The organism is Symbiobacterium sp. (assembly GCF_040797425.1).
In the GTDB taxonomy this organism is placed as follows: domain Bacteria; phylum Bacillota; class Sulfobacillia; order Symbiobacteriales; family Symbiobacteriaceae; genus Symbiobacterium.
Map to the genome: position 1 here is coordinate 1 of NZ_JBFNEH010000011.1, position 24664 is coordinate 24664.

Sequence of the window (24664 nt, forward strand, 5' to 3'; positions counted from 1 at the left end):
CCTTTGTGCCCTTGGCTTGGCTGGCGACCGTTCCACACTTCTTGACGTAGAGCCGATCTGGCTTGACGGAGGGTGCCCTCTTCGGTATAATCCGCGTGTGTCTTTTGTCGGACTGGTTAGGGGGTGTTCCCGTTGAAGCGTACGTTCCAGCCGCACAATCGCCAGTACAAGAAGGTACACGGCTTTCGGAGCCGCATGAGCACCCGGGGTGGCCGTAGAGTACTGAAGGCCCGGCGCCTGAAGGGGCGGAAGCGCTTAGCTGTCTAGGCCACGACGCCATTCGTCGTGGCTCTTTTTCCATCAAATCGGGGGAAGGAGAGGGATGTGCCCATCCGCGGCGAATCCCCTCCTGATGGGAATGAAGAAGGCATATCGGCTGAAGTCTCGGCTTGCGTTTCAATCGGTGTATACACACGGTCGCTCGGTGGCCAACCGGGCAGCGGTGCTCCACGCCCTGAAGCAGGAGGCGGGGGCTCCGACGCGTGTGGGTTTCGCGGCCGGGCGGCGGCTGGGCAAGGCCGTCGTCCGGAACCGGGTGAAGCGCCGCTTGCGCGAGTGCGTGCGGCTTCTCTGGCCGCGCGTCCGGCCGGGCTATCACATCGTGGTGATTGGCCGGCAGGCGGCGGTGGAAATGCCGTTTCCCGAGCTTCGGCAGAAGGTTGAAGAATTGTTTGAACGAGCGGGTCTGTTGCAGCGGGAAGGGTAGGCTGCCATGGCAAGGGTGTTGATGGCTGCGGTGCGCTTCTACCAGCGTTACCTGTCACCGCTGAAGGGCCAGCCGACGTGCCGGTTTTACCCGACCTGTTCCCAGTACGCCTACGAGGCGCTGCGCAAGTACGGGGCCCTGAAGGGCTCCTGGCTGGCCCTGCGCCGGGTGCTGCGATGCCATCCGTTTCACCCGGGGGGATATGACCCCGTTCCGTGATTGGGCGGTCGATGCTGAAGCTTGTTTGGGAGGTTCCCGATATTGATCACCTCGTTGCTGGTTCCTGAATGGCTGGTCCATTCGATGACCCACGTGTTGGGCTGGCTGTTGGAGTTCACGGGGAACTACGGCCTGGCGATCATCCTGCTCACGCTGATCGTTCGCATCGTGATCTTGCCGCTGACGGTCTACCAGATGCGTTCGATGAAGAAGATGCAGGAAATTCAGCCCGTGCTGAAGTCGTTGCAGGAGAAGTACAAAGACAACCCGGAAAAGCTGAATCAGGAAATGATGGCGCTCTACCAGAAGGAGCGGGTCAACCCGTTCTCGGGATGCCTGCCCCTGCTGGTGCAGCTGCCCATTCTGTACGCGCTGTTCGCCGTCTTCCGGGAGTTCGACCCCGTGGCCTACGGCTATACCTATCAGTTCCTGTGGGCCGACCTGAGCCAGCGGGACATCCCGCTCGCGATCCTGACCGTGGTGTCGATGCTGCTTCAGCAGTACCTGTCGGGCGTGGCGACGGACCCGAACCAGCGGATGATGACGTGGCTGATGCCCATCATGTTCGGATGGATCGCCTTCACCATGCCCATGTCGAGTCTGGTGCTGTACTGGGTGGTTAGCACGTTCTTCGGGCTGATCCAGCAGGCGATCTACCCGGGGTTCCCCAGGCTCAAGGGCAGCCTCGGCTCGAAAGGGGAAGCGTGACGAATATGAAGAGCGTGGTACGGAGCGGTCGCACCGTCGATGAAGCGGTCATTGCTGCGCTCGAGGAACTGGGCGTTCCGTCTGACCGGGTGACCATTGAGGTGCTGGACGAGGGGAAAGGGGGCTTCCTCGGCATCGGCGCCCGTCCCGCAACGGTGCGGGTGACCCTCAAGGAGAACCGGGCCGAACTTGTGGAGGCCTTCCTCGGTGAGGTCTGCGAGGCGATGGGCGTCGCCGTGCGGATCAAGACCCGCGAGGAGGAAGACTATATCCACGTGGACATCAGCGGCGAGGAAGCCGGCATTCTCATCGGGCACCATGGCCAGACGCTGGACGCGCTGCAGTACCTCTGCAACCTGGTCGCCAGCCGGAGCGGGCGCCAGGGGCCCCGCATCATCCTGGATGTCGAGGGTTACCGGCAGCGCCGGGCCGAGACGCTGACCAGCCTGGCCACGCGGATGGCGGAGCGGGTGGTGAAGAGCGGCCAGCCCGCCGTCCTGGAGCCGATGAGCGCACAGGAACGCAGGGTGATCCACCTGGCCTTGCAGGATTACCCGGGAGTGACGACGAGCAGCGAGGGACAGGAGCCGTTCCGGCGCGTGGTCATACAGAAGAAGGGCTAGTTCTGACAGAGGTGGCCAGGTAGCGCAGCTGCCCGGCCATTTTTCTATTGGAGGTGAGGATGCCGTGGGGGAGGATACGATCGCCGCCATCGCCACGGGGGCGGGCGAGAGCGCGATCGGGATCGTGCGGCTTAGCGGCGCCACGGCACTGGCTGTGGCGGATCGCATCTTCCGGCCGCGGCGGGGCCGGCCGCTGAGAGACCGGCGGTCGCACACCGTGACGTACGGCTGGGTAACGACTCCGGCGGGCGAACGGGTGGACGAGGCGCTGGCCCTGGTGATGCGGGGGCCGCACTCCTATACGGGAGAGGACGTGGTGGAGCTGCAGTGCCACGGCGGCCAATTGGCCGTGCGGCGGGTGCTGGAGCAGGCGCTGCAGGCGGGCGCCCGCCTGGCGGAGCCCGGTGAGTTCACGCGCCGGGCCTTCCTCAACGGGCGCATGGACCTTTCGCAGGCGGAGGCCGTGATCGACCTCATCCGCGCCAAAACCGACAGGGCCATGGCTGCGGCGGTCGCACACCTGGGAGGCAGCCTGCGGGAGAGGGTGAGCGCGGTCCGGGAGCGTCTCCTGGAGATGATGGCCCACCTGGAGGCGGACATCGATTTCCCCGAACTGGAACTGGAGGTGCAGACCCGGGAGGAGGTCTCGGCCGGGTGTGCGGCCGCCCTGGCTGAAGTGGAGCGGCTGCTGGGCGGCGCACGGGCCGGCCGCATCCTGCGGGAGGGGCTGCGGGTGGTGCTGGCCGGACGGCCGAACGTGGGGAAGTCGAGCCTGCTCAACCGCCTGGTGCGGGAAAACCGGGCGATCGTGACCGCCGTCCCAGGCACCACGCGCGACGTGATCGCCGAGTGGGTGAACCTGGGCGGTGTGCCGGTACAGCTCTCGGATACGGCGGGGATCCGGCCCACCGACGATCCGGTGGAGCGGATTGGTGTGCAGCGGACGCGGGAGGCGCTCCGGCAGGCGCATCTGGTGCTGGTGGTGATCGACTGCGGAGCAGGACTCCTGCCGGAGGACGAGGAGTGGATCGCCGAACTGCCGCCGGGCGCGGCCCGCATCGGCGTGGCGAACAAGATCGACCTGAACCCCGGCTTCCCGCTGGAGCAGTTGGCCGGCGCGCTCGGCGGCGCGCCGGTGGTGGCCGTGTCGGCGGAGCAGGGAACGGGGATCGGCGAGCTCGAGATGGCCATCGCCCGGGAGGCGGGGGCCCTCGACGCCAGTGAAGAGCTGCTGGTAAACGCCCGGCAGGCCGACGCGGTCGGGCGGGCGGCCGCCCACCTGCGGGATGCCCAGCAGACGCTGGCCGCGGGGTTCGGCGACGAACTGGTGGCCATTGATCTGCGGGCGGCGTGGATGGCCCTGGGCGAGGTGACCGGGGACACGGCGGACGAGGCCCTGCTGGACGAGATCTTCGGGCGGTTCTGCATCGGGAAGTGAGCGCGATGGGCGTGACAAAGGCGTACGACGTGATCGTGGTGGGGGCGGGCCATGCTGGCATCGAGGCCGCCCTTGCGGCTGCGCGCATGGGCATGCGCACGGCGTGCTTCACGACGAACCTGGACAACATCGGGGCCATGAACTGCAACCCGTCCATCGGGGGTCCGGCCAAGGGCCACCTGGTGCGGGAGATTGACGCCCTGGGTGGGCAAATGGGGCTGACGGCGGACGCGACGTTCCTGCAGATGCGGCTCCTGAACAGCGGGAAGGGGCCGGCCGTGCAGGCCCTGCGGGCCCAGATCGACAAGCGGGCCTACGCGTGGCAGATGCGCCTCACGCTGGAGCAGACGAGGAACCTCGACCTGAAGCAGGGCATGGTGCAGGAGATCGTGGTGGAGGACGGGCGCGTGCGGGGGGTCGTCACCGCCACGGGCCTGTTCTTCGCGGCCGGCGCCGTGGTGCTGAGTACGGGGACCTATCTCCACGGCAAGACGATCATCGGCGAGGTGCAGCGCTCGTCGGGTCCGGGCGGGCTGGCGCCGGCGGTGGGGCTGACGGCCAGCCTCGTGAAGCTGGGCTTTGCCGTGGGGCGGTTCAAGACGGGCACCCCGCCCCGGGTGGACGGGCGGACGGTGGACTTCAGCCGGATGCAGCGACAGGACGGCGACCCCGAGCCTCTCCGATTCAGTTTCATGAGCCTGCGGGAGCCGCGGGAACAGTTGCCCTGCTGGCAGACGGGGACGACCCCGCAGAGCCACGAGCTGATCCGGCGGAACCTGCACCGGGCGCCGCTCTTCACCGGCGCGATCCAGGGCCGGGGGCCCCGGTACTGCCCGTCGGTGGAGGACAAGGTGGTGCGCTTTGCGGATAAGGAGTCGCACCAGGTTTTCCTGGAGCCGGAGTCGCGGGAATCGTGTGAGATGTACGTGCTCGGCCTTTCCACCAGCCTCCCGGAGGAAGTGCAGATCGAACTGGTGCACACGGTGCCGGGGCTGGAAGAGGCCGAGGTCATGCGGGCGGGCTACGCCATCGAGTACGACTACGTAGTCCCCACGCAGCTGAGGCATACGCTGGAAACGAAGTTGGTGCGCGGGCTGTTCTGCGGGGGGCAGATCAACGGCACCTCGGGTTACGAGGAGGCGGCTGCGCAGGGGCTGATCGCGGGCATCAACGCGGCGCTGTACGTGCAGGGGCGTGAGCCGCTGATCATCGACCGGTCCGAGGGCTACATCGGCGTGCTGATTGATGATCTGGTCACGAAGGGAACGCCCGAGCCGTACCGCATGCTGACGTCGCGGGCTGAGTTCCGCATGATGCTCCGGCAGGACAACGCCCATCTGCGGCTCACGGAGAAGGGCCGGCAGGTGGGGCTGGTGGACGATGCGCGCTGGGAAGCCTTCCTGGCCCTGCGGGAGGCGATCGCGGCGGAGCGGGAGCGGCTGCAGCGGACCGTGGTCGCCCCGTCGCCGCAGGTGCAGCAGGTGCTGGCGGCGGCGGGATCGACGCCCCTGCAGAGCGGCACGACCCTGGCGCAGCTGCTGCGGCGGCCGGAGGTGCGTTACCAGCACCTGGTGGCGATGGGCGAGGGCCGCGCGGACCTCGATCCGGCGGTTCGCCAGGAAGTGGAGACGCAGATCAAGTACGAGGGCTACATCGCCAAGGAGCAGCAGCAGGTGGAGCGGATGCGCCGGATGGAGGCGTGGCGCCTGCCGCCTGACCTGGACTACGCGGCGCTGACGGGGCTTTCCATGGAGGCCCGCGAGAAGCTTTCGGCGATCCGGCCGGAGACGTTGGGTCAGGCCAGCCGGATCTCCGGGGTGTCGCCGGCGGACATCGCGGTGCTGATGGTCTACCTGGAGCGGCGCAGGAGGGCCGGGCGCGACGCGAACTGCGGTGCCGGGGAGGCGTGACATGTGGATGCACTTGAAAAGCGAGAACGGCTGACGGGCGGGCTCGCCGCGCTGGGGCTCCTGGCCGAGCCCGCGGCGGTGGATGCGGTGCTGCGCCACCTGGAGATGGTGCGCGAGTGGAACGAGCGGATGAACCTCACGGCCATCACGGCAGATGCAGACATGATCATCAAGCACGCGGTGGACTCGGCGGCCGGCTTGACGGTGGTGAAGCTGGGGGTCGGGCAGCGGGTGCTGGACGTCGGCTCCGGAGCCGGGTTCCCGGGCGTGGTCTGGAAGTGCCTCGTTCCGGGGATCCACCTGGTGCTGCTCGAGAGCCTGAAGAAGCGGTGTGCCTTCCTCGAGGAGGTGGGTGCGGCGCTGTTCGGAGCCGCGGCGGGCGAGGAGGGCTATCAGGTGGTCTGGGGCCGGGCCGAGGACGTGGGCCGGCAACCGGGGCACCGGGAGTCGTACGACGTGGTGACGGCCCGGGCGGTGGCTGAACTGCGGGTGCTGGCCGAGTATTGCCTCCCCTTCGTGAAGGTGGGCGGGTTCTTCCTGGCGATGAAGGGGCCGGCTGTTGCGGAGGAGCTGGCCGCGGCGCAGAACGCGCTGACCAGGCTGGGGGGAGAGGTCGCGGAGGTGCGGCAACTGGAGTTGCCCCAGGATGGGGGGCGGCGGACGCTGGTGCTGGTGCGAAAGGCGCGCTCCACCCCTCCGGGTTACCCGCGCAAGGCGGGGGTTCCCGAACGGAGGCCGCTGTAAGACGGATCAGCGAGGCTCACAGGGGGCTTAGCAGGGATTTTCGCCGCGGGCGGCAGGCAGGTATGGGGTGGGGGCAAAGTCGGATCAGCGGGGCTGTAAGCGGTTCGGAATATTTCAACATAGGCCGGGTCTTCGGGCGTGCGGAGTGGGGGCACGCCCTTCTGGTTTTGTGGAGGGCGATGGGGTGGACGCGCCGGGCGGCGCGGCCGATGACGGGTTTGGAAGCGGTGCCTGGGGAGGGCGTTGCGGGGATGGGGCAGGAACGGTTGTCGCGGTGCCGAATCAGTTAGCAGTTGAAGGGCAGACGGCCCGGCGGCAAGCAGGCGGAGGTCGGGGAGGAGTGTCGGCAGTGAGTCGCGTCATCGCAATAGCCAACCAGAAGGGTGGCGTCGGGAAGACGACCACGGCGGTGAATCTGAGCGCCTGCCTGGCCGATTTGGGCAAGCGGGTCTTGCTGATCGACGTCGACCCGCAGGGAAATGCCACGTCCGGGATCGGCATCGATCGGCGCAAGCTGAAGGTGTCAATCTATGATGTACTGATGGACGATATGCCTCTACTGGACGCGGTGGTAGAGACGCGTGTTCGCGGGCTTTCCCTGCTTCCGGCCACCATCGACCTGGCGGGGGCCGAAATCGAGCTGGTGCCGCGGCTCTCGCGGGAGAGCCGGTTGAAGGTCGCACTGGATCCGGTTCGGGATCAGTTCGACTTCGTGCTGATGGACTGCCCGCCTTCGCTGGGGCTGCTGACGATCAACGCACTCACGGCCGCTGATTCGATTCTGATCCCGATTCAGTGCGAGTACTACGCGCTGGAGGGTCTGACCCAGTTGATGGACACCTTCCGGCTGGTGCGGGAGGCCCTGAACCCGCGGCTGGAGGTGGAAGGCGTGGTGCTCACGATGTTCGACGGACGCACCAACCTGAGCATTCAGGTGGTGGAAGACGTCAAGCGGTTCTTCAAGGGTCAGGTGTACCGTTCGATTATTACGCGGAACGTGCGCTTGAGCGAGGCGCCGAGCCACGGGCTTCCGATCACGCTGTACGACCCGCGGTCGAAGGGCGCAGAGGCTTACATGGAGTTGGCGAGGGAGGTGATCGAGCGTGTCGAAGAAAGGGCTGGGTAGAGGCCTGGGCGCCCTTATTCCGGAAGCGGATGTCAGTGAGCGGGGCCGCCACGGCGTGGTGGAGCTCGAGATCAACCAGATCGCGCCGAACCCGGAGCAGCCGCGCCGGGAATTCGACCAGGAGCGGCTGGAGGAACTGGCGGCGTCGATCCGGGAGCACGGAATCGTGCAACCGATTGTGGTCCGCCGCAAGGACCAGGGCTACGAGATCGTGGCGGGGGAACGGCGTTGGCGTGCGGCGCGGTTGGCCGGGCTTGACCGAGTTCCGGCTCTGGTGCGGGAGTTTACCGAGGCGGAGCGCATGGAGATCGCACTGATCGAGAACCTGCAGCGGGAAGACCTGAACCCGGTGGAGGAGGCGGAGGCGTACCGTTCCTTGATCGAGGCGCACGGGCTGACGCAGGAGGCGCTGGCGAAGCGCCTCGGCCGGAGCCGTTCGCAGGTGGCGAACACGCTTCGCCTGCTGCAGTTGGAGCCGTCGGTGCAGGAGGAAGTGCGCCAGGGCAGGATCTCGATGGGACACGCGAAGGTTCTGCTGGGTGTCGGCGATGCAGACCGGCAGAAGGCGCTGGCCGAGCGGGTGGTGCGGGAGCAGCTGTCCGTGCGGCAACTGGAGGAGTTGGTGGCAAGGCAGGAGCGGAGGGTGCCGCGGAAGCCGGCTGTGCGGCAGAAGCTGCCCCCTGACCTGATGGCGGTGGAGAAGAGGCTCCGGGAGCAGTTCGGCACCCCGGTTCGGCTGCGGTGGTCCGGGGACAGGGGGAAGGTCGAGATCACGTTCTTTGGCGAGGACGGCCTGAACCGGCTCCTGGAGGCGTTCGGAATGGGGGCGCGGGAGCCGCAGCCCAGGCCCCCGCGGGAGCCGTTCCGGGTGTAGTGTTCCACGTGGAACAGGAGGCGGGTCTTGAAGCATGGCGCCAGCCACAGGGCTGGCGCTTTTCTGTGTGATTGGGAAGTTGGTGTAGCCGGGAGGTGTTCCACGTGGAACAGTGGGGTGCCGTGGTGTGTGAGTATGGGAGCCGATGCTGTGGTGGGGGCCAGCTTGTCTCCTTCCACTTGCCGCTCCGCAACGCGCCTTGCCCGCGCTCGGCACGCGCGGCTTTCTCGCCGCAATTCAGGGAAACTCACCGTGTGCGGCCAGGCTCCCCCCAGAGGAACCGCAAAGTTCCACGTGGAACACGGCCTTACCCCGAGGGGCACGGGCCCGCGCATCGCGTTGGCCTGAGGAGTGGCGAAGCGTGAAGTGGGAGGGGGACATAGAGCGGCTGTGCGGTCAGCGTCAGCGGTGAAGGAGGGGGGCGGGTCTGTCTGGCTAGTGTGTAGGGAAGGAGAAGGTGCAGGGTGCATGCGGCGTTGCAGCGTTGCTCGCCCACTAAGTCGCATGGGCGGAGAGGGGGAGTGTTCCATGTGGAACAGTGGCGCTGTCTGGGGGACAGGTGTGGTGCGGCGGTGCTGGGGAGGAGTTGGGCAGGCTCTTCGCAAGGCGCTGTTCCACGTGGAAGAGAGGAGGGGTTCTTATCGGTTCGGGTGGGTTGAGTGGGTGAAGGACGGTCGAGTAGACCATGAAGCGATGCTGGCGCGGGGTCTGTGGCTTTGTGTCGAGTCTGAGGCCTGGTGTTCCACGTGGAACAGTGCGAGGGGCAGCCGCGTTCCGCGGGTAGATGAGAGATACCCCGGGGGAACCCGACACGTCGAGGGGAGGGTGTGGCGTGTCTGGCACGGGGGTCCTGGTGGATCTCGGGAGATTGTGGTGGATGTTCGCTTCCGGCGGCGGGGGCGGCGGGCTTGCCGCAACGTGGCTCACGGGTTTCCGAAGGTAGGCGGTGGCCGCGGGGTTGGCTGGCTGACGCGATTCGGACGGTGGTGTTCCACGTGGAACAGTGGTCGGGATCGATCTGTGCGCTGGCGTTCGGCGCTGCCCGCAGGAGAGTGCACGCGCCTGAGGAAGGTAGGAGGAGGACTGCTCTACGCGTGTTCCACGTGGAACGGAGGCGGACTGTCTGGCTGCTGTATGGTGGTGTGTACCTGGTCCTGCGGTGAGGTCAGACGTGACCTGGCGTGTCGAGGAGGATGGTAGGCCTGTCGCTCACGTACTCGTGTTCCACGTGGAACGGTGGTTGCAATTTCACCTGCACCGGAATGAGCGGGATCGGAATGGGAACTCAGCGATTGAACGGCGCGGTTACGCGTGGTCGGGGGGAGTGCTGTGCGGGAACGCACCATCGCTGCGTGTGGGCCCATGGGACAGCGAGAATGCGCAGAGGTGCCGAGAGCAGGGGGGAGGAGGCAAGGTAAGCAGGGGGACGGGTAAGCACTGTGCCGCGGCTGTTCCACGTGGAACGTTGGTTCTTCGGTACCAGCTTGGGCCGACTGCCTGACCGCGATCGACCTTCGCACACGCCCCGGCCACGTGTTCCACGTGGAACAGTGCACCACCAACCGCCCTCCAGCTGCCGTGCGGTGGGAGAAAGCGCCGGGTTAGGTGTGCGAGCAGTGGCAGCTAGTCCAGGCTGGCCGGCTAAGGCTGGTGGGCGTTCCTCCCGGGAGGAGGGTTCGTGTGTGCCAGATAGGGTGTTCCACGTGGAACAGTGGCGTTGTCGATGCGTCGACGGTCACCCGCAGGTACCGCAACACCAGCGACAAAGGAGTGTTTGTGACGTACAACGTTAGGGATCTGGTAGGTGGTGCCGTGGGCTTGGCGGGTTCAAGTTGGACCAGTCTGGGGCGCCTGGAGGCGGTGCGGGGGGGGGGACGCCTGAGCGGACGCGGGGTAGTTCACGCGTCGGGAATCGGCATGTTCTACGTGGAACAGTACGTTCAACCCCGTGAGGTGACGATGCACCCGTGGGGAACCGAGGAGCTCCGGAGCTCTAGACGGCCACTCACCAAGGGAGTGTGCCCCCGTCGGTTCCCTGCCTGCGCACAGCGTGAGACGAAGTCGGGAAATGGCGGCCGACGAAGGCCGAAATCCGGACGACCGCAGAAGTGTGACCAGGTGCAGCAACCATGCGTGCGACGCCGGGCCACAACTGGTAAAGGTCGGGCAGGAAGTCCGGAGAAGGTTAGGTGTTCCACGTGGAACAACGACGCAGCAGTGATGGGTCCAGCCGCTCGCCACACCTTTGCGCCACAGACGGTCGGAAGCACAGGACGGCCGGATCGCACCAGCCCTGACTGGTCCTCGCCGTGCGGACACTCGGTGTCAGTGAGCCGAGACGCTGGTTCGCGCGATCGCTTTGGTGCACAGGTGACACGGGGCACGGACCAGTGACGGCGTGTTCTACGTGGAACACTGTGTGTGCTCCACTCACTGTGCAGGCCGAAGGGAACGTCGGTGGGTTACGTGTCGCCAGGGATGGTTGGAAGCGTTCACCTCCAGGCTGCGGGCGGGTGTTCCACGTGGAACACTGAACGCCGTGTGGCGCGTGTTCGGCAGCAAGCCTGACCCATTGGGTCTCACAGGTGAGCGCGGCTCGGGACGGGGGCGGTGCCGCGGACGGCCGGTACGGACTCAGACGCCTGCCGGAACGAACCGGGGCTGGCAAGAGGTGGACCGTTCGGGGCATAGCCCGCCCGGTGACGGTCGGTTCTGGCGGGAGCACACGTGACTCGCAGTGTTCCACGTGGAACAGCAGCCAAGTATACCGGTGGTCAAGCCTGCTGCGACACGAGCCGTGAGCGCGGGCCACCCGTAGGGGTGAGGAGTCGAGGGCGGTCTCTGAGCGAGGTCACCAGACCACGAACCCCAGGTTGGAGCTCCCGTTCTACGTGGAACACGCTCCGCCCGATGCAGGGACATGACCTGCCTGTCGCCGTGGGCCGTGAACAACGGCCCCTGGTGTACGCAGGGGCACATGCGTCGCACCTGTGCCCGGGTGCAACCTGAAACTGCTTGCTGCCCGGGGGTGTTCCACGTGGAACACCGATGCCGGCACAATCGACACAGTGGCTGACAGACGCCATGGCGTCCATGGGGGGCAAGCAATGAGCGAGAGTAGTTCACCAGGGGTGCCCGCCGGTTTAAGAGCCGGGGAGCGTTCCACGTGAAACACGGACTAAGCCCCCGACTGCGGAGGAGGACCGCCTACACTTTCGGCACCGTCAGACGGGACCTTGCCCGCCGGCTGCTGCTGATTGAGAAGGCCGATGGGAGCTCCAGCCTGGCACCGACATCGGCGGCTTCCCCATCGGGCCAGCCTGCGAGTTACGCCCACATTCAGGGTGCCTACGCGCGTGGCGGCAGTCGGCACCTGACGGTTGGTGTTCCACGTGGAACATCGTGCGGATGACATGCCCTCAGGCACACCCCCGCGGAGGCCGCACCTGCACCGGGCACGGCCCCGCAACGGGTCGCGACGCGGTACCCACTCAGGTGACGTGCGGACCCCTGCATCCGCAAAGCCCCGACGCGCCCCTTCTGACTCCAGGGGCCAGTTCCACGTGGAACAGTACACGGGGAACGACACGACCAAGAGGGGAACGCCCATCACCTGCACCCACCCCGTGGCAGGGGAATCGGCTGTTCCAAACTCGCGCAGCGCGCCACCAGCCCTGCGGACAAGCACCTGTTCCACATGGAACACTGGGGCCGGATACGCCGTCAGGCTCGGCGAAAACGGGCGCAATGGGCCTTGATGCCTGCCCTGGGAATATCCGACACTGACTATCACTGTTCTACGTGGAACAGGAACACCACGACAGCCTATTGTTGTCCCTTGCGATTCTCACCCTGTGGACGAGACGTACCATTCAATGGAAGCCTCCATTCACGCGACTCGGAGACGAGCCAGCCGGGGCGGGCGACGCGGCCGCGGAACGGCCTACAGCGTTCCCGTCGACCTGAGCACGCTGCGCGTGTCCGACAGGAGGACATCGCCGTGGGCTGTTGAACAGTTTTAGTCCGTAACAACATCACCTGTTCTGAGTGAGCGCCTGCGCAACTGCAACCCTCTGAAAACAGGAAGGGAGTTCGCCGATCATTTCCTGGCCGACGAGCCCTATTCCGGCGGAACATGCCGCCGGGTTCCTCCATCTTAAAGAAGGGGCGCGTCCGCAGCCAGAACCGGAGCGGCTGCAACGGTCGCTGCAGGCCAACTCCGGAACCACCCCACACCGAAACAAGGAGGCCCATCTGGTGCCCGTCCTTCCAGAACTTGACCCCGTTACCGTGGCATTCGCCGCCGTGGGACTGTGCCTGGTTGCCCTCATCATCATGCTCGCTGTCGTGATCCGCCAGTCCCGCCTGCTCAGGCGCTACAGGGCGCTGCTCAACCGCAACCCCGACGTGAACGTGGAAGAGATGCTCCTGCAACAGCAGGATGCCCTGGCCGACCTCCGGGCCGCTCAGGATGCCCTGCGTCGCCGGATGGCCGACCTCGAGCGCTCCTCGCTCGACCACGTCCAGCGCGTCGGCATCGTACGGTACAACGCCTTTCCCGACACCGGCGCCGACCTCAGTTTCTCCATTGCACTGCTCGACGGCCGGGACAACGGCTTCGTCCTGACCTCCCTCTTCGGACGGAACGAGTGCCGCACTTACGCCAAACCCATCCGGGGCGGTGAGTCGACCTACGTTCTGAGCGACGAGGAGAAGCAGGCGCTGGCCCGGGCGCGCGAGAACATCCCAGGAAACGCATGATCAAAACATAATCAATCGGAAGGAAACTGGGAAACAGGAGTGGAACTCAACCTACTGCCTGTTTCCCCTTTTTCGCGCGCTGGCGTGCAACACCCACCGAGGAGGCGACACCGGGTGCCACGGAGGGCCAACCGCCTGACCATCGTCGTCGTGCCGCCGACCGATCGGCGGTGGTTTAGCTTTCAGCTCTCACCCAGCTGGGTGTGGGCTGCACTTGGCTTTGCCGCCCTGGTCGTGGTCGGGCTGTCCGCGGCCGTCTGGTACTTCCATGGTGAGGTGACCCGCCTTCAGGATCAGGTGGCGGAGGTCGAACGGCTGCGCCAGCAGGCCCGCCTGCAGCAGGCCGAGATCGACCAACTGAAGAGGGCCGCCGCACAGGTGGATGAGCAACTGGCCGAGATCCGCCAGCTCGAGCGGGAACTGGATGCCATGACCACAGACGAGGAGGCCATCCTGCCCTCCCGCTCGGGCGCGCGCAACTCCGGCACGTCCATGTACGCCGCACGGGGCGGTCCGGAGACCAGGCAGACCGATTCGGGCGTGGGCCTCACCCTGTCCACCGTGCTCCCCTCCGACGTGAGCCCCTACGTACTCGGCCCTCGCAACACACTCGCCCTGGACCTGAAGCTGAACCGCCCGCCGCAGCCCGCCGAGACCGTCCTGGCGACGGCCAGAAACACGAGGGCCACTCTGCAGGCCCAGCTGGCGGCACTCAGGAATTCGGCCCGGTCCTTGCGTGACGGCCAGGAGCGCCTTGCGGAGTGGTTGGACTACCTCGCACACCGGCCCAGCGGGTGGCCCGTGCAGGGCGCAGAGATCACTGACCGTTTCGGCATGCGCTGGAGCCCCTTCGGGTACGGGTTGCAGTTCCACGACGGCATCGACCTCGGTCAGGACTACGGCGCGCCCGTCACGGCCACTGGCGCAGGAACGGTGGTTTACGTGGGCTGGCTGGAGGGGGGCTACGGCAATACCGTGATCATTGAGCACGGGTACGGGTTCAGAACCCTCTACGCGCATCTGGATGACTGGAATGTGGAGTGGGGAGAGGAGGTCTCCCGCGGAGACCTGATCGGCTGGGTGGGCAGCACCGGACTCAGCACAGGGCCGCACCTGCACTACGAGGTGCTGGTGAACGGCGAGCCCACCGATCCTCTGCCCTACATGGAATAGAACCTTACCGGGGGAGTCGACGTGTTCGGCAGCGGCAAGAAGCAAGGCGCGCAGAGCCTCGTTCACGGCAAGGTGGAATCGCTGATTGGGGAAGGGACGGAGATTCGGGGGTCGATTCGCTCGTCGGGCGTCGTCCGCGTGGACGGATACCTGGAGGGTTCCATCGAGCACGACGGCGACCTGATCGTCGGACCCAAGGCCCGCCTTCAGGCGACCGTGAAGGCGAAAGGGCTGGCCATGGCCGGCGAAATCATCGGGGACGTGGAGGTCGAGGGCAAGCTGGAGCTGCTGCCCGGGGCCAACCTCCAGGGCGACATCCGGTGTGGACACCTCGTCATCCACGAGGGAGCTCGTTTCCACGGGCGCAGCCTCATGCCCGCCGGCGGCGGTAACGCGCTGGATCAAGCCGCCTCCGGCGAGGGCTGATCACAGAGAACGTCGCCCGCCCTGGGCCGCCAGGACGGGCGATCGCCTAGGTGCGCTCAGGCACCCCGCCTCTTGAGCAGCGACCGCAGCCCCTGTTCGAGACCGGCCGCGGCGACCTGGGCCATTCGCATCACGAGGCTGAGGCGGGTGTTCTGAAGTACGAAGTACTCCATGAAACCACCGACGTTGACCACGCCGGTGAGATAGAGGTCTCCCGCGGGCGGCAGCGTCTTACTCACGCCGGCGCCGGGGCGCAGGCTCCCAGGACCCACCGTCAGCATGCCCACCGACTCGGCCCGGCCGAGGCACGCGTCAACGGCCACCACCAGCGGGCGGCGAAACGTACGCCGGATCAGGGCGAGTGACTCCTCCAGGTTCCCCGCGTGAACAGGCTTGTCCAGCGTGCCAAGCACGGTTACGCCCCGCGTGAGGGCGTCGCAGAGGCGACTGCCCACCAACGGGCCCAGAGCGTCGCCGATGGAGCGGTCGGTGCCGATGCAGAGGGCGACGATGCCGTCGCACTGCTGGACCAGGCCCTCCGCGCAGCTTTCCACCGCAGCGGCAATCACGGCCGGCGCGCGGGTGTCGTCCATATGAATGCGCGTCTCCCCAGAAGCGGAGGCCGCGCGCCAAAGAGCCAGATGACCACCCTCACCCAAAGACCTTCCCTCCCCGGCTGGTCTGCCGACCGTGGTACAGGGAAGTATACGGCAGCCACCGGCGACCTATGTGTCTTCCGTGGCATCCAGGAGGCGCTTATGGAGAACGAAGTGCGGTCTGAGATCCTGAAGCAGGCAGACGCCGCGTACGCCAGCGGCCGCCTGGAGGAGGCGCTTGACCTTTATCGTCAGGTGCTGGCCGACGACGACAGCGTCGCGTGGGCGCACAGTCGCACCGGCGCCATCCTCGCACAGATGGGCGACCTGGAGGCCGCCGAGGCGCACCTGCGGCGCGCCATCGAACTGGACCCCAACCTGCCTCAAGCGCACAGCAATCTGGGCAACCTGCACTACCAGCGGGGGGACTTCGCCGCCGCCTTGGAGAAATATAAGCGGGCGGTCGAACTCGACCCGAACAACCCCACTTTCTACGAGAACCTTCATGCGGCTTACAAGAAGCTGGGTCGGATCGGAGAGGCCGTCGACGCCATCAAGCGGGCTCAGCGGCTGAAGCGACAGCAACTCCAGACCGGGGCGCGCGCGGAGGTGGCTTCAACGGGGACCCGCGTGAGTCGCCGCGCCGGTTGCCTCCCCGTCGGCCTGCTGGCGGCGCTGCTTGTGGCGCTGCTCGCTGCGGCCCTCAGCTGAGCGTCGGCGGCTGCGGCAGCCGAACCCCGCAAAGGCAGTGAGCGACGTGGACCTGAACGCATATACCGGCTTCGACTGGGCGGTTCTGGGCGTCCTCTTGGGGGCGCTCGTGGCAGGCTGGGTGCGGGGCATCGTCCGAACCATCGTGGGATTGCTGTCCTTCCTGGTGGCTGTGATGTTGGCCGGCCGGCTGACCGGCCCGGCGGTGCGCTGGCTCAACGACACCTTCGGCTTCCAGGAGCGGCTGGCCGAGAGCCTGCTCGACCGCACAGCCGTTCCCGCCGGGGACCTCCTGGTCTGGTCGGCGGAAGGGGGCCGCCTGGAGGCGGTGGAGCGCACCGCTGCACAGGCGGCATCCGGGGTGATCACCGGGATCACCTTCATCGTGCTGGTGATGCTGCTCACCATCGCCCTGCACCGGCTCGGCGGACTGTTTGCCGACGCCATCCAGGCGCTGCCCCTGGTCGGCACCGGCGACCGCCTGTTGGGTGCCGTGGCCACGGGCCTCACGGCGCTGCTCGCCCTCGGCGTACTCTTGATCTGGGTGATTCCCACGCTCTCCGTGTATGGCATGACGGACCTGGCTGAGGTCGTCTCGCGGTCGGTCACGCCGACCTACATTATCAAGGCCTTCGATTGGGTGCGCGGGCTACTGCTCGGAGGAGGGCTGCGGCTGTGGAGCGAGTGAAGTACGAGGTGGGCGACCAGGTGCGGCTCAAGAAGCCGCACCCGTGCGGTACCAACCGGTGGGAGATCTACCGCACGGGCATCGACTTTGGCCTGAAGTGCCTGGGGTGCGGCCACCGGGTCATGATTCCACGCCCGAAGTTCGAGAAAGCCGTGAGGGAGCGATTCCCCAGACAGGATTCGGAGTGACAACCCACTTTCCCGGTTGCGTGGGTTGTCCCTTCGTGCTATATTGAACTGGATGTGCACGCCAGATGTGCACATTCTGGGCGCAGCCGTACCGGCTGCTGCCTCCCTGCTCCACCGAGTGGAGCCATCAGTCCATAGGGAGGAGGTGCTACCATGAGGGGTTACGAGATGATGGTCATCGCCCGGCCTGACCTCGACGACGCTGGGCTGCAGGCCCTGTCGGACAAGATCGCCGGCCTGATCTCCGAGAACGGCGGCGCGGTCGAGTCGACGGACGCCTGGAAGAAGCAGCGCCTCGCATACGAGATCAACCACTTCCGGGAAGGCTTCTACAGCGTCGTAACCTTCAAGGGTGAGCCGAGGACCGCAGATGAGCTGAATCGCGTCCTGAAGTTCACCGACGGAGTGGTCCGGTTCCTCATCGTCCGCACCGATGCGTAACCAGCGGAAGGGGGTAAGGATGTGCTCAATTCTGTGATTCTGATTGGCCGCCTTACCAAAGATCCCGAACTGCGGTACACGCCGTCCGGGAAGGCTGTCGCGACCATGCGGCTGGCGGTGGACCGCAGCACGGTCAACCAACAGGGCGAGAGGGAGACGGACTTCATCGACGTCGTCGTGTGGGAGAAGCAGGCCGAAACCGTAGCCAACTACCTGCAGAAGGGCCGGCTCGTGGCCGTGCAGGGGCGCCTGCAGATCCGGCAGTACACGAACCAGGAGGGGCAGCGTCGGGAAAAGGCTGAAGTGGTTGCCAGCACGGTCAGGTTCCTCGACAGCGCCCGCGACCACGCCGGCGGCGACCGGGGCGGCACCGCGCCGACACCCGCGCAGGACGCCGGCCTGGGCAGTGAACTGACCATTGACGATGAAGATGTCCCCTTCTAGTGGAAAGGAGGACAGACACCCATGCGTCGTGAACGCGGCCGTCGGCAGAGGCGCCGTGTGTGCAGCTTCTGCGTCGACAAGATCGAGCACGTGGATTATAAGGACGCCGCCCGTCTGCGGCGGTACATCACCGAGCGCGGGAAGATCCTGCCCCGCCGTATCTCCGGGAACTGCGCGCGCCACCAGCGCCAGCTCACCGTCGCCATCAAGCGGGCCCGCATCATGGCCCTGCTGCCGTTTACCGTCGAATAGGCGGTCCTGCAACGGAATGAGGGGGGCACCGCTGGCTGCGGTGTCCCCCTGTTCAATCACCCCCGAACATGCCTGCCCAACCAAGGAGCGACCTGCATGCAGAGCCGATCTGAGCAAACTCGGGGCCTGGTGTTCGGCGGGCTGATGGCGGCGCTGGTGGTCGTCTTCAGCCTGATTCCGGGGCTTTCTGTCCTGATGCCCATCCCCCTGGTTCTGGCGTTCGTCCGGTACGGCGGCCGCACCGCCGTGCTGGTCGCGGTGGCCGCCACGCTCTTCAACATGATGTTCAACGGCCTCGTCTCCGGCATTCTGGTCATCCCGGCGGGCATCCTGCCAGGCCTCGCCTTCGGCCTCGGCTTCCGCCGGAAGTGGCGCCCGCTCAGCATCGGGATCGTTGCGGTGCTCACCTACTTCCTGGGCTTCGCCCTGACGTACGTGGTGACCCGGCTGGCGATGTTCGGCGGGCGCGACCCGTTCGTGGCCCTGCTGGAGGAGCCGGCGACGCGCACCCTGGTGGATCAGATGGTCGCCGTGATGGTGTCTCTGGCGGAGACCATCGAAAGCACGGCAACGCAGTCCGGCGGCACGCTCACCCCTGCCCAGACGCAGATGGTCGAGCAGTACCGGCAGATGGCGGAGATGCTGCAGCGCGATCCGGTCGGGGTCATCTGGACGCTGCTGCCAGCCTCGCTCTTCTTCAGCGGCGTGGTGAGCAGCGCCATCAACTACTTGCTGTGCCGCTTCACCCTGCCCCGCTTCGGCCATGAGGTGCCGGCGTGGACGCCGTTTGCGGAGTTCCGGCTGCCCACATGGTCGGTGTGGCTGTACATCGTCATGTCCCTGCTCGCTCCCTTCTTCCTCCGCGGCGACATGACGGCGCTCCCGTGGTGGGGCAAGCTCTTGCTCAATATATTCAGCCCGATGATGATGATCTTCATGCTCGCCGGTGCGGCGGTGGCCTACGGCTTCCTGCGCAAACACGGCCTCGGCGCCGGGGGCGCCGCCGCGATCGTCGTCGTGGGCACGCTGCTGCTGGGCCAGTTGGGCCCGCAGGTATTGGTGCTGCTCGCCCTGTGGGATACGGTCTTCGACGTACGCGGGCTCGGGCATGGGATCTGGAAGCGCCAGGAAAGAACCGGATGACGGGAGGGATGTTCGTGAAGGTGATCCTGAAGGCCGACGTGAAGGGCACGGGGAAGAAGGGCCAAACGGTCGAGGTTTCCGACGGCTACGCCCGCAACTACCTGCTGCCCCGGGGACTGGCCGTGCAGGCCTCGCCGGGGGCCCTTCGGTCCATCGAGGCGGAACGCCGGGCGCAGGCCGAGAAGCAGGAGCGGCGCATCGCCGAACTCCGGGCCCTGCGGGACCGGCTGGAGGGGCAGACCATTCGCCTGCCGGCCAAGTGCGGGGAGGCCGGCCGCCTGTTCGGGTCGGTGACCAGCAAGGACGTAGCGGAGGCCATCTCGAAGCACATCGGCAAGGAGTTTGACCGGAAGCTCGTCGACCTGGATGCGCCCATCAAGACCCTGGGCGTTCACCGGGTAGCCCTCAAGTTTGGTCACGACATCCACGGCACGGTCAACATCGAAGTCGTGCCTGAATGACAGTTGCGGCCCGGCCGGGGGTCCTCCGGTTAGGGCCGCAGCCTTTGCGGAAGGAGGTGCGGGCAAGCGATGAAGGAGATTCTGGACAGGCTGATGCGAGGAGCACGGCCCTCGGACTCGGAGACGCTCAGCCGGCGGCTCTCCCCGGAGGAACAGGTGGGGCGGCAGGTGGGGGCCCTGTTCGGCCTTCTCACCAACGTGTGGGGGCCTGAGCGCCTGGTGGTGAAGGCCGGCAAGATGGATGCCCTCGGCCTCATGAAGTCCGAACGGGTGGAGGAGCAGGTCCTGGCCTTGCAGCGGCTGGTCTATGATGACCCCACGCTCGACACTGTGCCGGAGGGGGAGGCGCTTCTCCAGGCGGTGGACGAGCTGGAGGACGCGATCGCCGACCTGGTCGCCCGCCGCACCGTCGAAGACAAGATTGAGAAGAAGATCCAGGCGCGCATGCAGGAGCGGCAGGAGGAGTACTACCGGGAGATCAAGCAGCAGGTGCTCCGGGAGGATGCGGGGCCCGAGACGACCTCCACGCTGAAGCGCCTGGAGCGGCTGGAGGCTCTGGAGAAGATCTCGCTGCACCGTTCCGCGGCAGAGCTCCTGCGGCCGCGGTCCCTGAGCGAGGTGGTCGGCCAGGACCGGGCGATCAAGGCGCTCCTCGCCAAGGTGGCCTCGCCCTTCCCGCAGCACGTGATCATCTACGGCCCGCCCGGAGTGGGCAAGACCACGGTGGCGCGGCTGGTGCTGGAGAAGGCCAAGCAGATGCCGCACACCCCGTTTGCCAAGGACGCGCCTTTCGTTGAGGTGGATGGGTCAACGCTGCGGTGGGACCCCCGGGAGGTGACGAACCCCCTCCTTGGGTCGGTGCACGATCCGATCTACCAGGGTGCGCGCCGGGACTTCGCAGAGACCGGCGTGCCCGAGCCGCGCCTCGGGTTGGTTACGGAGGCCCACGGCGGGGTGCTCTTCATCGACGAGATCGGCGAGATGGACCCGATGCTCCAGATCAAGCTTCTCAAGGTGCTGGAAGACCGGCGGGTCACCTTCGAGTCCAGCTATTACGACGCCAACGACCCCAACGTCCCGAAGTACGTCAAGAAGCTGTTTGAGGAGGGTGCCCCGGCTGACTTCATCCTGATCGGCGCCACCACCCGCGACCCCAGCGAGATCGACCCGGCGCTGCGCTCCCGCTGCGCTGAGGTCTTCTTCGAGCCGCTGGTGCCGGCTGACATCGTCCAGATCGTGGAGCAGGCGGCGCAGCGCCTGGGCGTGAAACTGGAGCCCGGGGTGGCCGGCATCGTGGCCGACTACACCATCGAGGGTCGCAAGGCGGTGGGCATTCTGGCCGACGCGTACGGCCTCGCCCTCTACCAGGCCAGCGAGGCCGGGCAGGCGGACGCCCCCCTCACGATTACCCAGGAGCATGTCTACGAGGTCATCCAGGCCAGCCGGCTCTCACCCAACGTGCTCAAGAAGGCCTCCTCCACCGCGGAGGTGGGACGCATCTTCGGGCTGGGCGTGCTGGGTTACGTCGGCTCGGTGCTGGAGATCGAGGCGGTGGCTTTCCCTGCGCACGAGAAGGGCAAGGGCGTGCTGCGCATAAACGACACGGCCGGCTCGATGACCAAGGACTCCCTTTTCAATGCAGCCGCGGTGGTGCGGCGGGTGACCGGGGAGGACCTTTCGAACTGGGACGTGCACGTGAACGTGGTGGGCGGCGGCCGCATCGACGGGCCCAGCGCCGGCACGGCCATTTACCTGGCGATGATTTCAGCCATCCAGGGTCGGCCGATCCGGCAGGACGTGGCCATCACCGGCGAGGTCTCCATCCGCGGCGCCGTGCGGGCCATAGGCGGCGTCTACGAGAAGATCTACGGCGCGCGGCAGGCCGGCATGAAGCGCATCGTGCTGCCCGAGGAGAACCGGAAGGACGTGCCGCAGGGCGTGACGGGGATCGAAATCTGCTTTGCCTCCACCATCGAGGAGGCCATGGCGCTGGTCCTGGCTGACGGCGGAGCGGTCAGCATGGCCTCCGCCGGTTGATGACGGGGGCAGCAGGTTTCACCGTTCCCCTTGTCGAACATACATTCACCGCGCTCAGGCGCGGGTCGGCGGTGCGCCGGCCCGCGCCTCTGTACGAGGGGGGTCTGCTGCGATGAGCGCCTTCAGCGAACGAGTACCACCCCAGAACCTCGAGGCGGAGCAATCGGTCCTGGGCGCGATGCTCATCGACCGCGAGGCCGTCATCGCCGTCGCCAACAAGCTGGTCCCCGAGGACTTCTACTCGGACAAGCACCAGCATCTGTACGCCGCAATGCTCTCCATCTACAACCGCGGCGAGCCCGTTGACCCCATCACCGTGCAGGACGAACTGGCGAAGACCGGCAAGCTGGAGGAAGTGGGCGGGCTCACCTACCTGACCAGCCTGATCAACCTGGTGCCCACCACCGCCAATGTGCTGCAGTACGCCGAGATCGTGGAGGCCAAGGCGACGCTCCGCCGCCTGCAGACCGTGGCCCGGCGCATCGTGGAGGACTGCTACACCTCCGACGACGTCGAGCGGACCCTTCAGGACGCCGAGAAGTCCATCTTCGCGGTGACGCAGCGCCGCTCCGAACGGGGCTACCAGCACATCCGGGACGCGCTGGTGACCGCGTACGGCCACCTGGAGCACCTCTACACCTCCAAGGGCAAGACCACGGGGGTGCCCTCGGGTTACCGGGACCTGGACGCCATGACGTCGGGTTTCCAGCCGTCGGACCTGATCATCATCGCCGCCCGGCCTTCTGTGGGCAAGACGGCGTTCACCCTGAACATCGCGCGCAACGCGGCCGTGCAGGCGAAGGCGCGGGTGCTCTTCTTCTCGCTGGAGATGTCCGCCGAACAGCTGGCCCTGCGCTTGCTCGCCGCCGAAGCGCTCGTGGACGGGCACAAACTGCGCACGGGTCAGCTGCAGGACGAGGACTGGCAGCGGCTGGGCACGGCGCTCTCGGTTCTCGGCGAGAGCGAAATCTACATCGATGACACCCCCAACATTCCGCTGCAGGAGCTGCGGGCCAAAGCGCGCCGCCTGCACCAGGAGCGGGGGCTTGATCTCATCATCGTCGACTACCTCCAGCTCATGTCGCTTCCGCAGCGCGCGGGCGTGCAGATGAACCGCCAGCAGGAAATCTCCGAGATCTCCCGCTCGCTGAAGGCCCTGGCCCGCGAGCTGAAGGTGCCGGTGATCGCCCTGTCGCAGCTCTCCCGGTCGGTGGAGCAGCGGCAGGACAAGCGGCCGATGCTGTCGGACCTGCGCGAATCCGGTGCGATTGAGCAGGACGCCGATCTGGTGGCCTTCCTGTACCGCGACGACTACTACAACCAGAACACGGACAAGAAGGATGTGGTCGAGGTCATCCTCGCCAAGCACCGCAACGGTCCGGTCGGAGCGGTGGAACTCCTGTTCATCAAGGAGATCCAGCGCATGTACGGGCAGGAGCACCGGCGACAATAGAGCCGTGGGGAAGTGCGGAGGTGCCGGGCGTTGGTACAAGCGCGCGAATTGTGCAGAGCGCGGAATACGAACATTCCTATCCACAGATGTGGATAATGTTCGTGCCACGCGTTGACATCACTGGCGCTCGGATGGTACATTGGGCGTGGAATTCGGCTAGCGCGGCGCCGGGGCTTCCGCTGCGGAGCCCCGGCGCCTTTCGTACGGGAGGTGGCCCGAATGCCAGTGGTAGTTGTCATGGGTGCCCAGTGGGGAGACGAAGGAAAGGGGAAGTTCGTGGACCTGCTGGCCGAGAAGGCTCACGTGGTGGTGCGGGCGACGGGGGGCTCCAACGCCGGCCACACCGTTTGGGCCGGCGGGAAGCAGTACAAGCTGCACCAGGTGCCCTCGGGCATTCTCTACCCGGGAACGCTCTGCGTGATCGGCCACGGGGTGGTGCTGGACCCGCCCAAACTGCTGGAGGAGATGGACCGGCTCGCGAGCCAGGGCGTTGACCTCTCGGGGCTGCGCATCAGCCCAGGAGCGCATATCGTCTTCCCGTACCACATCCGTCTGGACAACGCCGAGGAAGACCGCAAAGGGGCCAACAAGATCGGCACGACCCGCCGTGGCATCGGCCCGGCGTACATGGACAAGTTCGCCCGGACGGGCATCCGGCTCGTGGACATGCTCGACCCGGACGAGTTCCTGCCCAAGCTCCGGGCGCAGGTAGAGGCCAAGAACCAGCTCCTGGAGCGGCTCTACGGCCTGCCCGCCTTCACGGTGGAGGAGATTGCGACTCCCTACCTCGAGTATGCCGAGCGACTGCGGCCCTATGTCGCCAACACCGTGGAGCTGATCAACGACGCGATCGACGCGGGCAAGAACGTGCTGTTCGAGGGTGCGCAGGGGCACCTGCTGGATATCGATTACGGCACGTACCCGTACGTCACGGCGTCGCATCCGATCGCCGCCGGCTCGATCATCGGCGCCGGCGTTGGGCCCACGAAGGTGACGCGGGTGGTGGGCGTGGTGAAGGCGTACACCTCCCGGGTGGGCGAGGGCCCGTTCCCGACCGAGCTGCTCGATGAGACGGGCGCCCGGATCCGCGAGGAAGGGCACGAATACGGCACCACCACCGGCCGTCCGCGCCGCATCGGCTGGCTCGACCTGGTGATGGTCCGCTACGCCTGCCGGGTGAGCGGCATTACCGACCTGGCGGTGCCCCACCTCGACACGCTGGCCCGGACCGGGCTGCCGGCGTTGAAGGTCTGTGTGGGCTACCGCCTGCCGGACGGGACGGTGACCCGGGAGTTCCCGGTGAGCCTGAAGGCCCTCAGCCAGGTCACGCCGGTCTACGAGGAGCTGCCCAACTGGGAGTGGTCGGACGACCTCCGCTCCGCGCGCCGGATCGAGGAGCTGCCCGAAGGAGCCCAGCGATACGTCCGGCTCATCGAGGAGTACACGGGCGTGCCGGTGTCGATCCTGGGCGTGGGCAGCGAGCGGACCCAGGCCATCTACCGGAACCCCATCTTCTAGCGAGCGGCGGGGGCGGCTTTGGCA

At 66.6% G+C, this 24664-nt stretch carries 25 protein-coding genes; 24 read left to right on the forward strand and 1 reads right to left on the reverse strand.

Translation table 11 applies throughout. The features are described from left to right. The first annotated feature begins 132 nt into the window (after positions 1–132). The 13 genes from rpmH (at position 133) to AB2385_RS05360 (ending at position 14708) form a co-directional block, all read left to right on the forward strand. Positions 133–267: a 50S ribosomal protein L34 gene (gene rpmH / locus AB2385_RS05300; protein WP_367653905.1), complete on the forward strand. Its 135-nt coding sequence runs from the start codon at positions 133–135 to the stop codon at positions 265–267. Positions 268–352: 85 nt separating this feature from the next. Beyond that, complete coding sequence (gene rnpA, locus AB2385_RS05305) at positions 353–706, forward strand: ribonuclease P protein component (protein ID WP_367653906.1); 354 nt, start codon at positions 353–355, stop codon at positions 704–706. A 6-nt stretch (positions 707–712) separates the two neighbouring features. Further along, positions 713–925 (forward strand): membrane protein insertion efficiency factor YidD, encoded by a 213-nt coding sequence (gene yidD / locus AB2385_RS05310; protein ID WP_367653907.1) that lies wholly within the window; start codon positions 713–715, stop codon positions 923–925. Between the two features lie 42 nt (positions 926–967). After that, entirely contained in the window at positions 968–1633 is a 666-nt protein-coding gene (locus tag AB2385_RS05315; RefSeq protein ID WP_367653908.1) for a YidC/Oxa1 family membrane protein insertase, read from the forward strand. Between the two features lie 5 nt (positions 1634–1638). Next, complete coding sequence (gene jag / locus AB2385_RS05320; protein ID WP_367653909.1) at positions 1639–2256, forward strand: RNA-binding cell elongation regulator Jag/EloR; 618 nt, start codon at positions 1639–1641, stop codon at positions 2254–2256. A 64-nt stretch (positions 2257–2320) separates the two neighbouring features. Then, positions 2321–3694, forward strand: a complete 1374-nt coding sequence (mnmE, locus tag AB2385_RS05325) for a tRNA uridine-5-carboxymethylaminomethyl(34) synthesis GTPase MnmE (RefSeq protein WP_367653911.1) — start codon at positions 2321–2323, stop codon at positions 3692–3694. A gap of 5 nt (positions 3695–3699) precedes the next feature. Next, positions 3700–5604 (forward strand): tRNA uridine-5-carboxymethylaminomethyl(34) synthesis enzyme MnmG, encoded by a 1905-nt coding sequence (gene mnmG / locus AB2385_RS05330; protein WP_367653912.1) that lies wholly within the window; start codon positions 3700–3702, stop codon positions 5602–5604. A gap of 3 nt (positions 5605–5607) precedes the next feature. After that, positions 5608–6348 (forward strand): 16S rRNA (guanine(527)-N(7))-methyltransferase RsmG, encoded by a 741-nt coding sequence (rsmG, locus tag AB2385_RS05335; protein WP_367653913.1) that lies wholly within the window; start codon positions 5608–5610, stop codon positions 6346–6348. 349 nt (positions 6349–6697) lie between these two features. After that, a complete protein-coding gene (locus AB2385_RS05340) occupies positions 6698–7474 on the forward strand; it encodes a ParA family protein (protein ID WP_367653914.1) in 777 nt (258 codons plus the stop codon). After that, entirely contained in the window at positions 7452–8348 is an 897-nt protein-coding gene (locus AB2385_RS05345) for a ParB/RepB/Spo0J family partition protein (RefSeq protein ID WP_367653915.1), read from the forward strand. The genes AB2385_RS05340 and AB2385_RS05345 overlap by 23 nt, the downstream gene beginning before the upstream one ends. Before the next feature lie 4257 nt (positions 8349–12605). Further along, the gene (locus AB2385_RS05350; RefSeq protein WP_367653916.1) at positions 12606–13109 is read left to right on the forward strand and encodes a DUF4446 family protein; all 504 of its coding nucleotides are present in this window, start codon (positions 12606–12608) and stop codon (positions 13107–13109) included. A 114-nt stretch (positions 13110–13223) separates the two neighbouring features. Further along, entirely contained in the window at positions 13224–14282 is a 1059-nt protein-coding gene (locus tag AB2385_RS05355; protein ID WP_367653917.1) for a peptidoglycan DD-metalloendopeptidase family protein, read from the forward strand. 21 nt (positions 14283–14303) lie between these two features. Beyond that, positions 14304–14708, forward strand: coding sequence for a polymer-forming cytoskeletal protein (locus tag AB2385_RS05360; RefSeq protein ID WP_367653918.1), 405 nt, complete (start codon positions 14304–14306; stop codon positions 14706–14708). 56 nt (positions 14709–14764) lie between these two features. On the opposite strand, the gene yyaC is transcribed toward AB2385_RS05360, so the two are convergent. After that, positions 14765–15301 (reverse strand): spore protease YyaC, encoded by a 537-nt coding sequence (gene yyaC / locus AB2385_RS05365; protein WP_367653919.1) that lies wholly within the window; start codon positions 15299–15301, stop codon positions 14765–14767. A gap of 165 nt (positions 15302–15466) precedes the next feature. On the opposite strand from yyaC, the gene AB2385_RS05370 reads away from it, so the two are divergent. The 11 genes from AB2385_RS05370 (at position 15467) to AB2385_RS05420 (ending at position 24640) form a co-directional block, all read left to right on the forward strand. Continuing rightward, entirely contained in the window at positions 15467–16015 is a 549-nt protein-coding gene (locus AB2385_RS05370) for a tetratricopeptide repeat protein (RefSeq protein WP_367653920.1), read from the forward strand. Positions 16016–16061: 46 nt separating this feature from the next. Further along, positions 16062–16703: a CvpA family protein gene (locus AB2385_RS05375; protein WP_367653921.1), complete on the forward strand. Its 642-nt coding sequence runs from the start codon at positions 16062–16064 to the stop codon at positions 16701–16703. Continuing rightward, positions 16691–16891 carry a DUF951 domain-containing protein gene (locus AB2385_RS05380; protein WP_367653922.1) on the forward strand — a complete coding sequence of 67 codons (201 nt, stop codon included), beginning with the start codon at positions 16691–16693 and terminating at the stop codon, positions 16889–16891. The genes AB2385_RS05375 and AB2385_RS05380 overlap by 13 nt, the downstream gene beginning before the upstream one ends. Before the next feature lie 153 nt (positions 16892–17044). Further along, complete coding sequence (gene rpsF / locus AB2385_RS05385; RefSeq protein WP_367653923.1) at positions 17045–17332, forward strand: 30S ribosomal protein S6; 288 nt, start codon at positions 17045–17047, stop codon at positions 17330–17332. Between the two features lie 21 nt (positions 17333–17353). Beyond that, positions 17354–17776: a single-stranded DNA-binding protein gene (locus AB2385_RS05390; RefSeq protein ID WP_367653924.1), complete on the forward strand. Its 423-nt coding sequence runs from the start codon at positions 17354–17356 to the stop codon at positions 17774–17776. 21 nt (positions 17777–17797) lie between these two features. Next, a complete protein-coding gene (rpsR, locus tag AB2385_RS05395) occupies positions 17798–18028 on the forward strand; it encodes a 30S ribosomal protein S18 (RefSeq protein WP_367653925.1) in 231 nt (76 codons plus the stop codon). 96 nt (positions 18029–18124) lie between these two features. Further along, the gene (locus AB2385_RS05400) at positions 18125–19171 is read left to right on the forward strand and encodes a DUF2232 domain-containing protein (RefSeq protein ID WP_367653926.1); all 1047 of its coding nucleotides are present in this window, start codon (positions 18125–18127) and stop codon (positions 19169–19171) included. Positions 19172–19185: 14 nt separating this feature from the next. Continuing rightward, on the forward strand, positions 19186–19632 hold the full coding sequence (rplI, locus tag AB2385_RS05405) for a 50S ribosomal protein L9 (protein ID WP_367653927.1): 447 nt from the start codon (positions 19186–19188) through the stop codon (positions 19630–19632). Positions 19633–19701: 69 nt separating this feature from the next. Further along, entirely contained in the window at positions 19702–21669 is a 1968-nt protein-coding gene (gene lonC, locus AB2385_RS05410) for a Lon family ATP-dependent protease (RefSeq protein ID WP_367653928.1), read from the forward strand. 112 nt (positions 21670–21781) lie between these two features. Then, a complete protein-coding gene (dnaB, locus tag AB2385_RS05415) occupies positions 21782–23122 on the forward strand; it encodes a replicative DNA helicase (RefSeq protein ID WP_367653929.1) in 1341 nt (446 codons plus the stop codon). Between the two features lie 219 nt (positions 23123–23341). Next, complete coding sequence (locus AB2385_RS05420; protein ID WP_367653930.1) at positions 23342–24640, forward strand: adenylosuccinate synthase; 1299 nt, start codon at positions 23342–23344, stop codon at positions 24638–24640. Positions 24641–24664 lie beyond the last annotated feature (24 nt).

Excerpts from the sequence above, each read along its gene's own strand:
- AB2385_RS05400 (WP_367653926.1), top strand. The coding sequence starts at position 18,125 with ATGCAGAGCCGATCTGAGCAAACTCGGGGCCTGGTGTTCGGCGGGCTG.
- rpsF (WP_367653923.1), top strand. The coding sequence starts at position 17,045 with ATGAGGGGTTACGAGATGATGGTCATCGCCCGGCCTGACCTCGACGAC.
- dnaB (WP_367653929.1), top strand. The coding sequence starts at position 21,782 with ATGAGCGCCTTCAGCGAACGAGTACCACCCCAGAACCTCGAGGCGGAG.
- yidD (WP_367653907.1), top strand. The coding sequence starts at position 713 with ATGGCAAGGGTGTTGATGGCTGCGGTGCGCTTCTACCAGCGTTACCTG.
- rpsR (WP_367653925.1), top strand. The coding sequence starts at position 17,798 with ATGCGTCGTGAACGCGGCCGTCGGCAGAGGCGCCGTGTGTGCAGCTTC.
- AB2385_RS05420 (WP_367653930.1), top strand. The coding sequence starts at position 23,342 with ATGCCAGTGGTAGTTGTCATGGGTGCCCAGTGGGGAGACGAAGGAAAG.
- yyaC (WP_367653919.1), bottom strand. The coding sequence starts at position 15,301 with ATGGACGACACCCGCGCGCCGGCCGTGATTGCCGCTGCGGTGGAAAGC.
- AB2385_RS05370 (WP_367653920.1), top strand. The coding sequence starts at position 15,467 with ATGGAGAACGAAGTGCGGTCTGAGATCCTGAAGCAGGCAGACGCCGCG.
- mnmG (WP_367653912.1), top strand. The coding sequence starts at position 3,700 with ATGGGCGTGACAAAGGCGTACGACGTGATCGTGGTGGGGGCGGGCCAT.
- lonC (WP_367653928.1), top strand. The coding sequence starts at position 19,702 with ATGAAGGAGATTCTGGACAGGCTGATGCGAGGAGCACGGCCCTCGGAC.
- jag (WP_367653909.1), top strand. The coding sequence starts at position 1,639 with ATGAAGAGCGTGGTACGGAGCGGTCGCACCGTCGATGAAGCGGTCATT.
- rnpA (WP_367653906.1), top strand. The coding sequence starts at position 353 with ATGGGAATGAAGAAGGCATATCGGCTGAAGTCTCGGCTTGCGTTTCAA.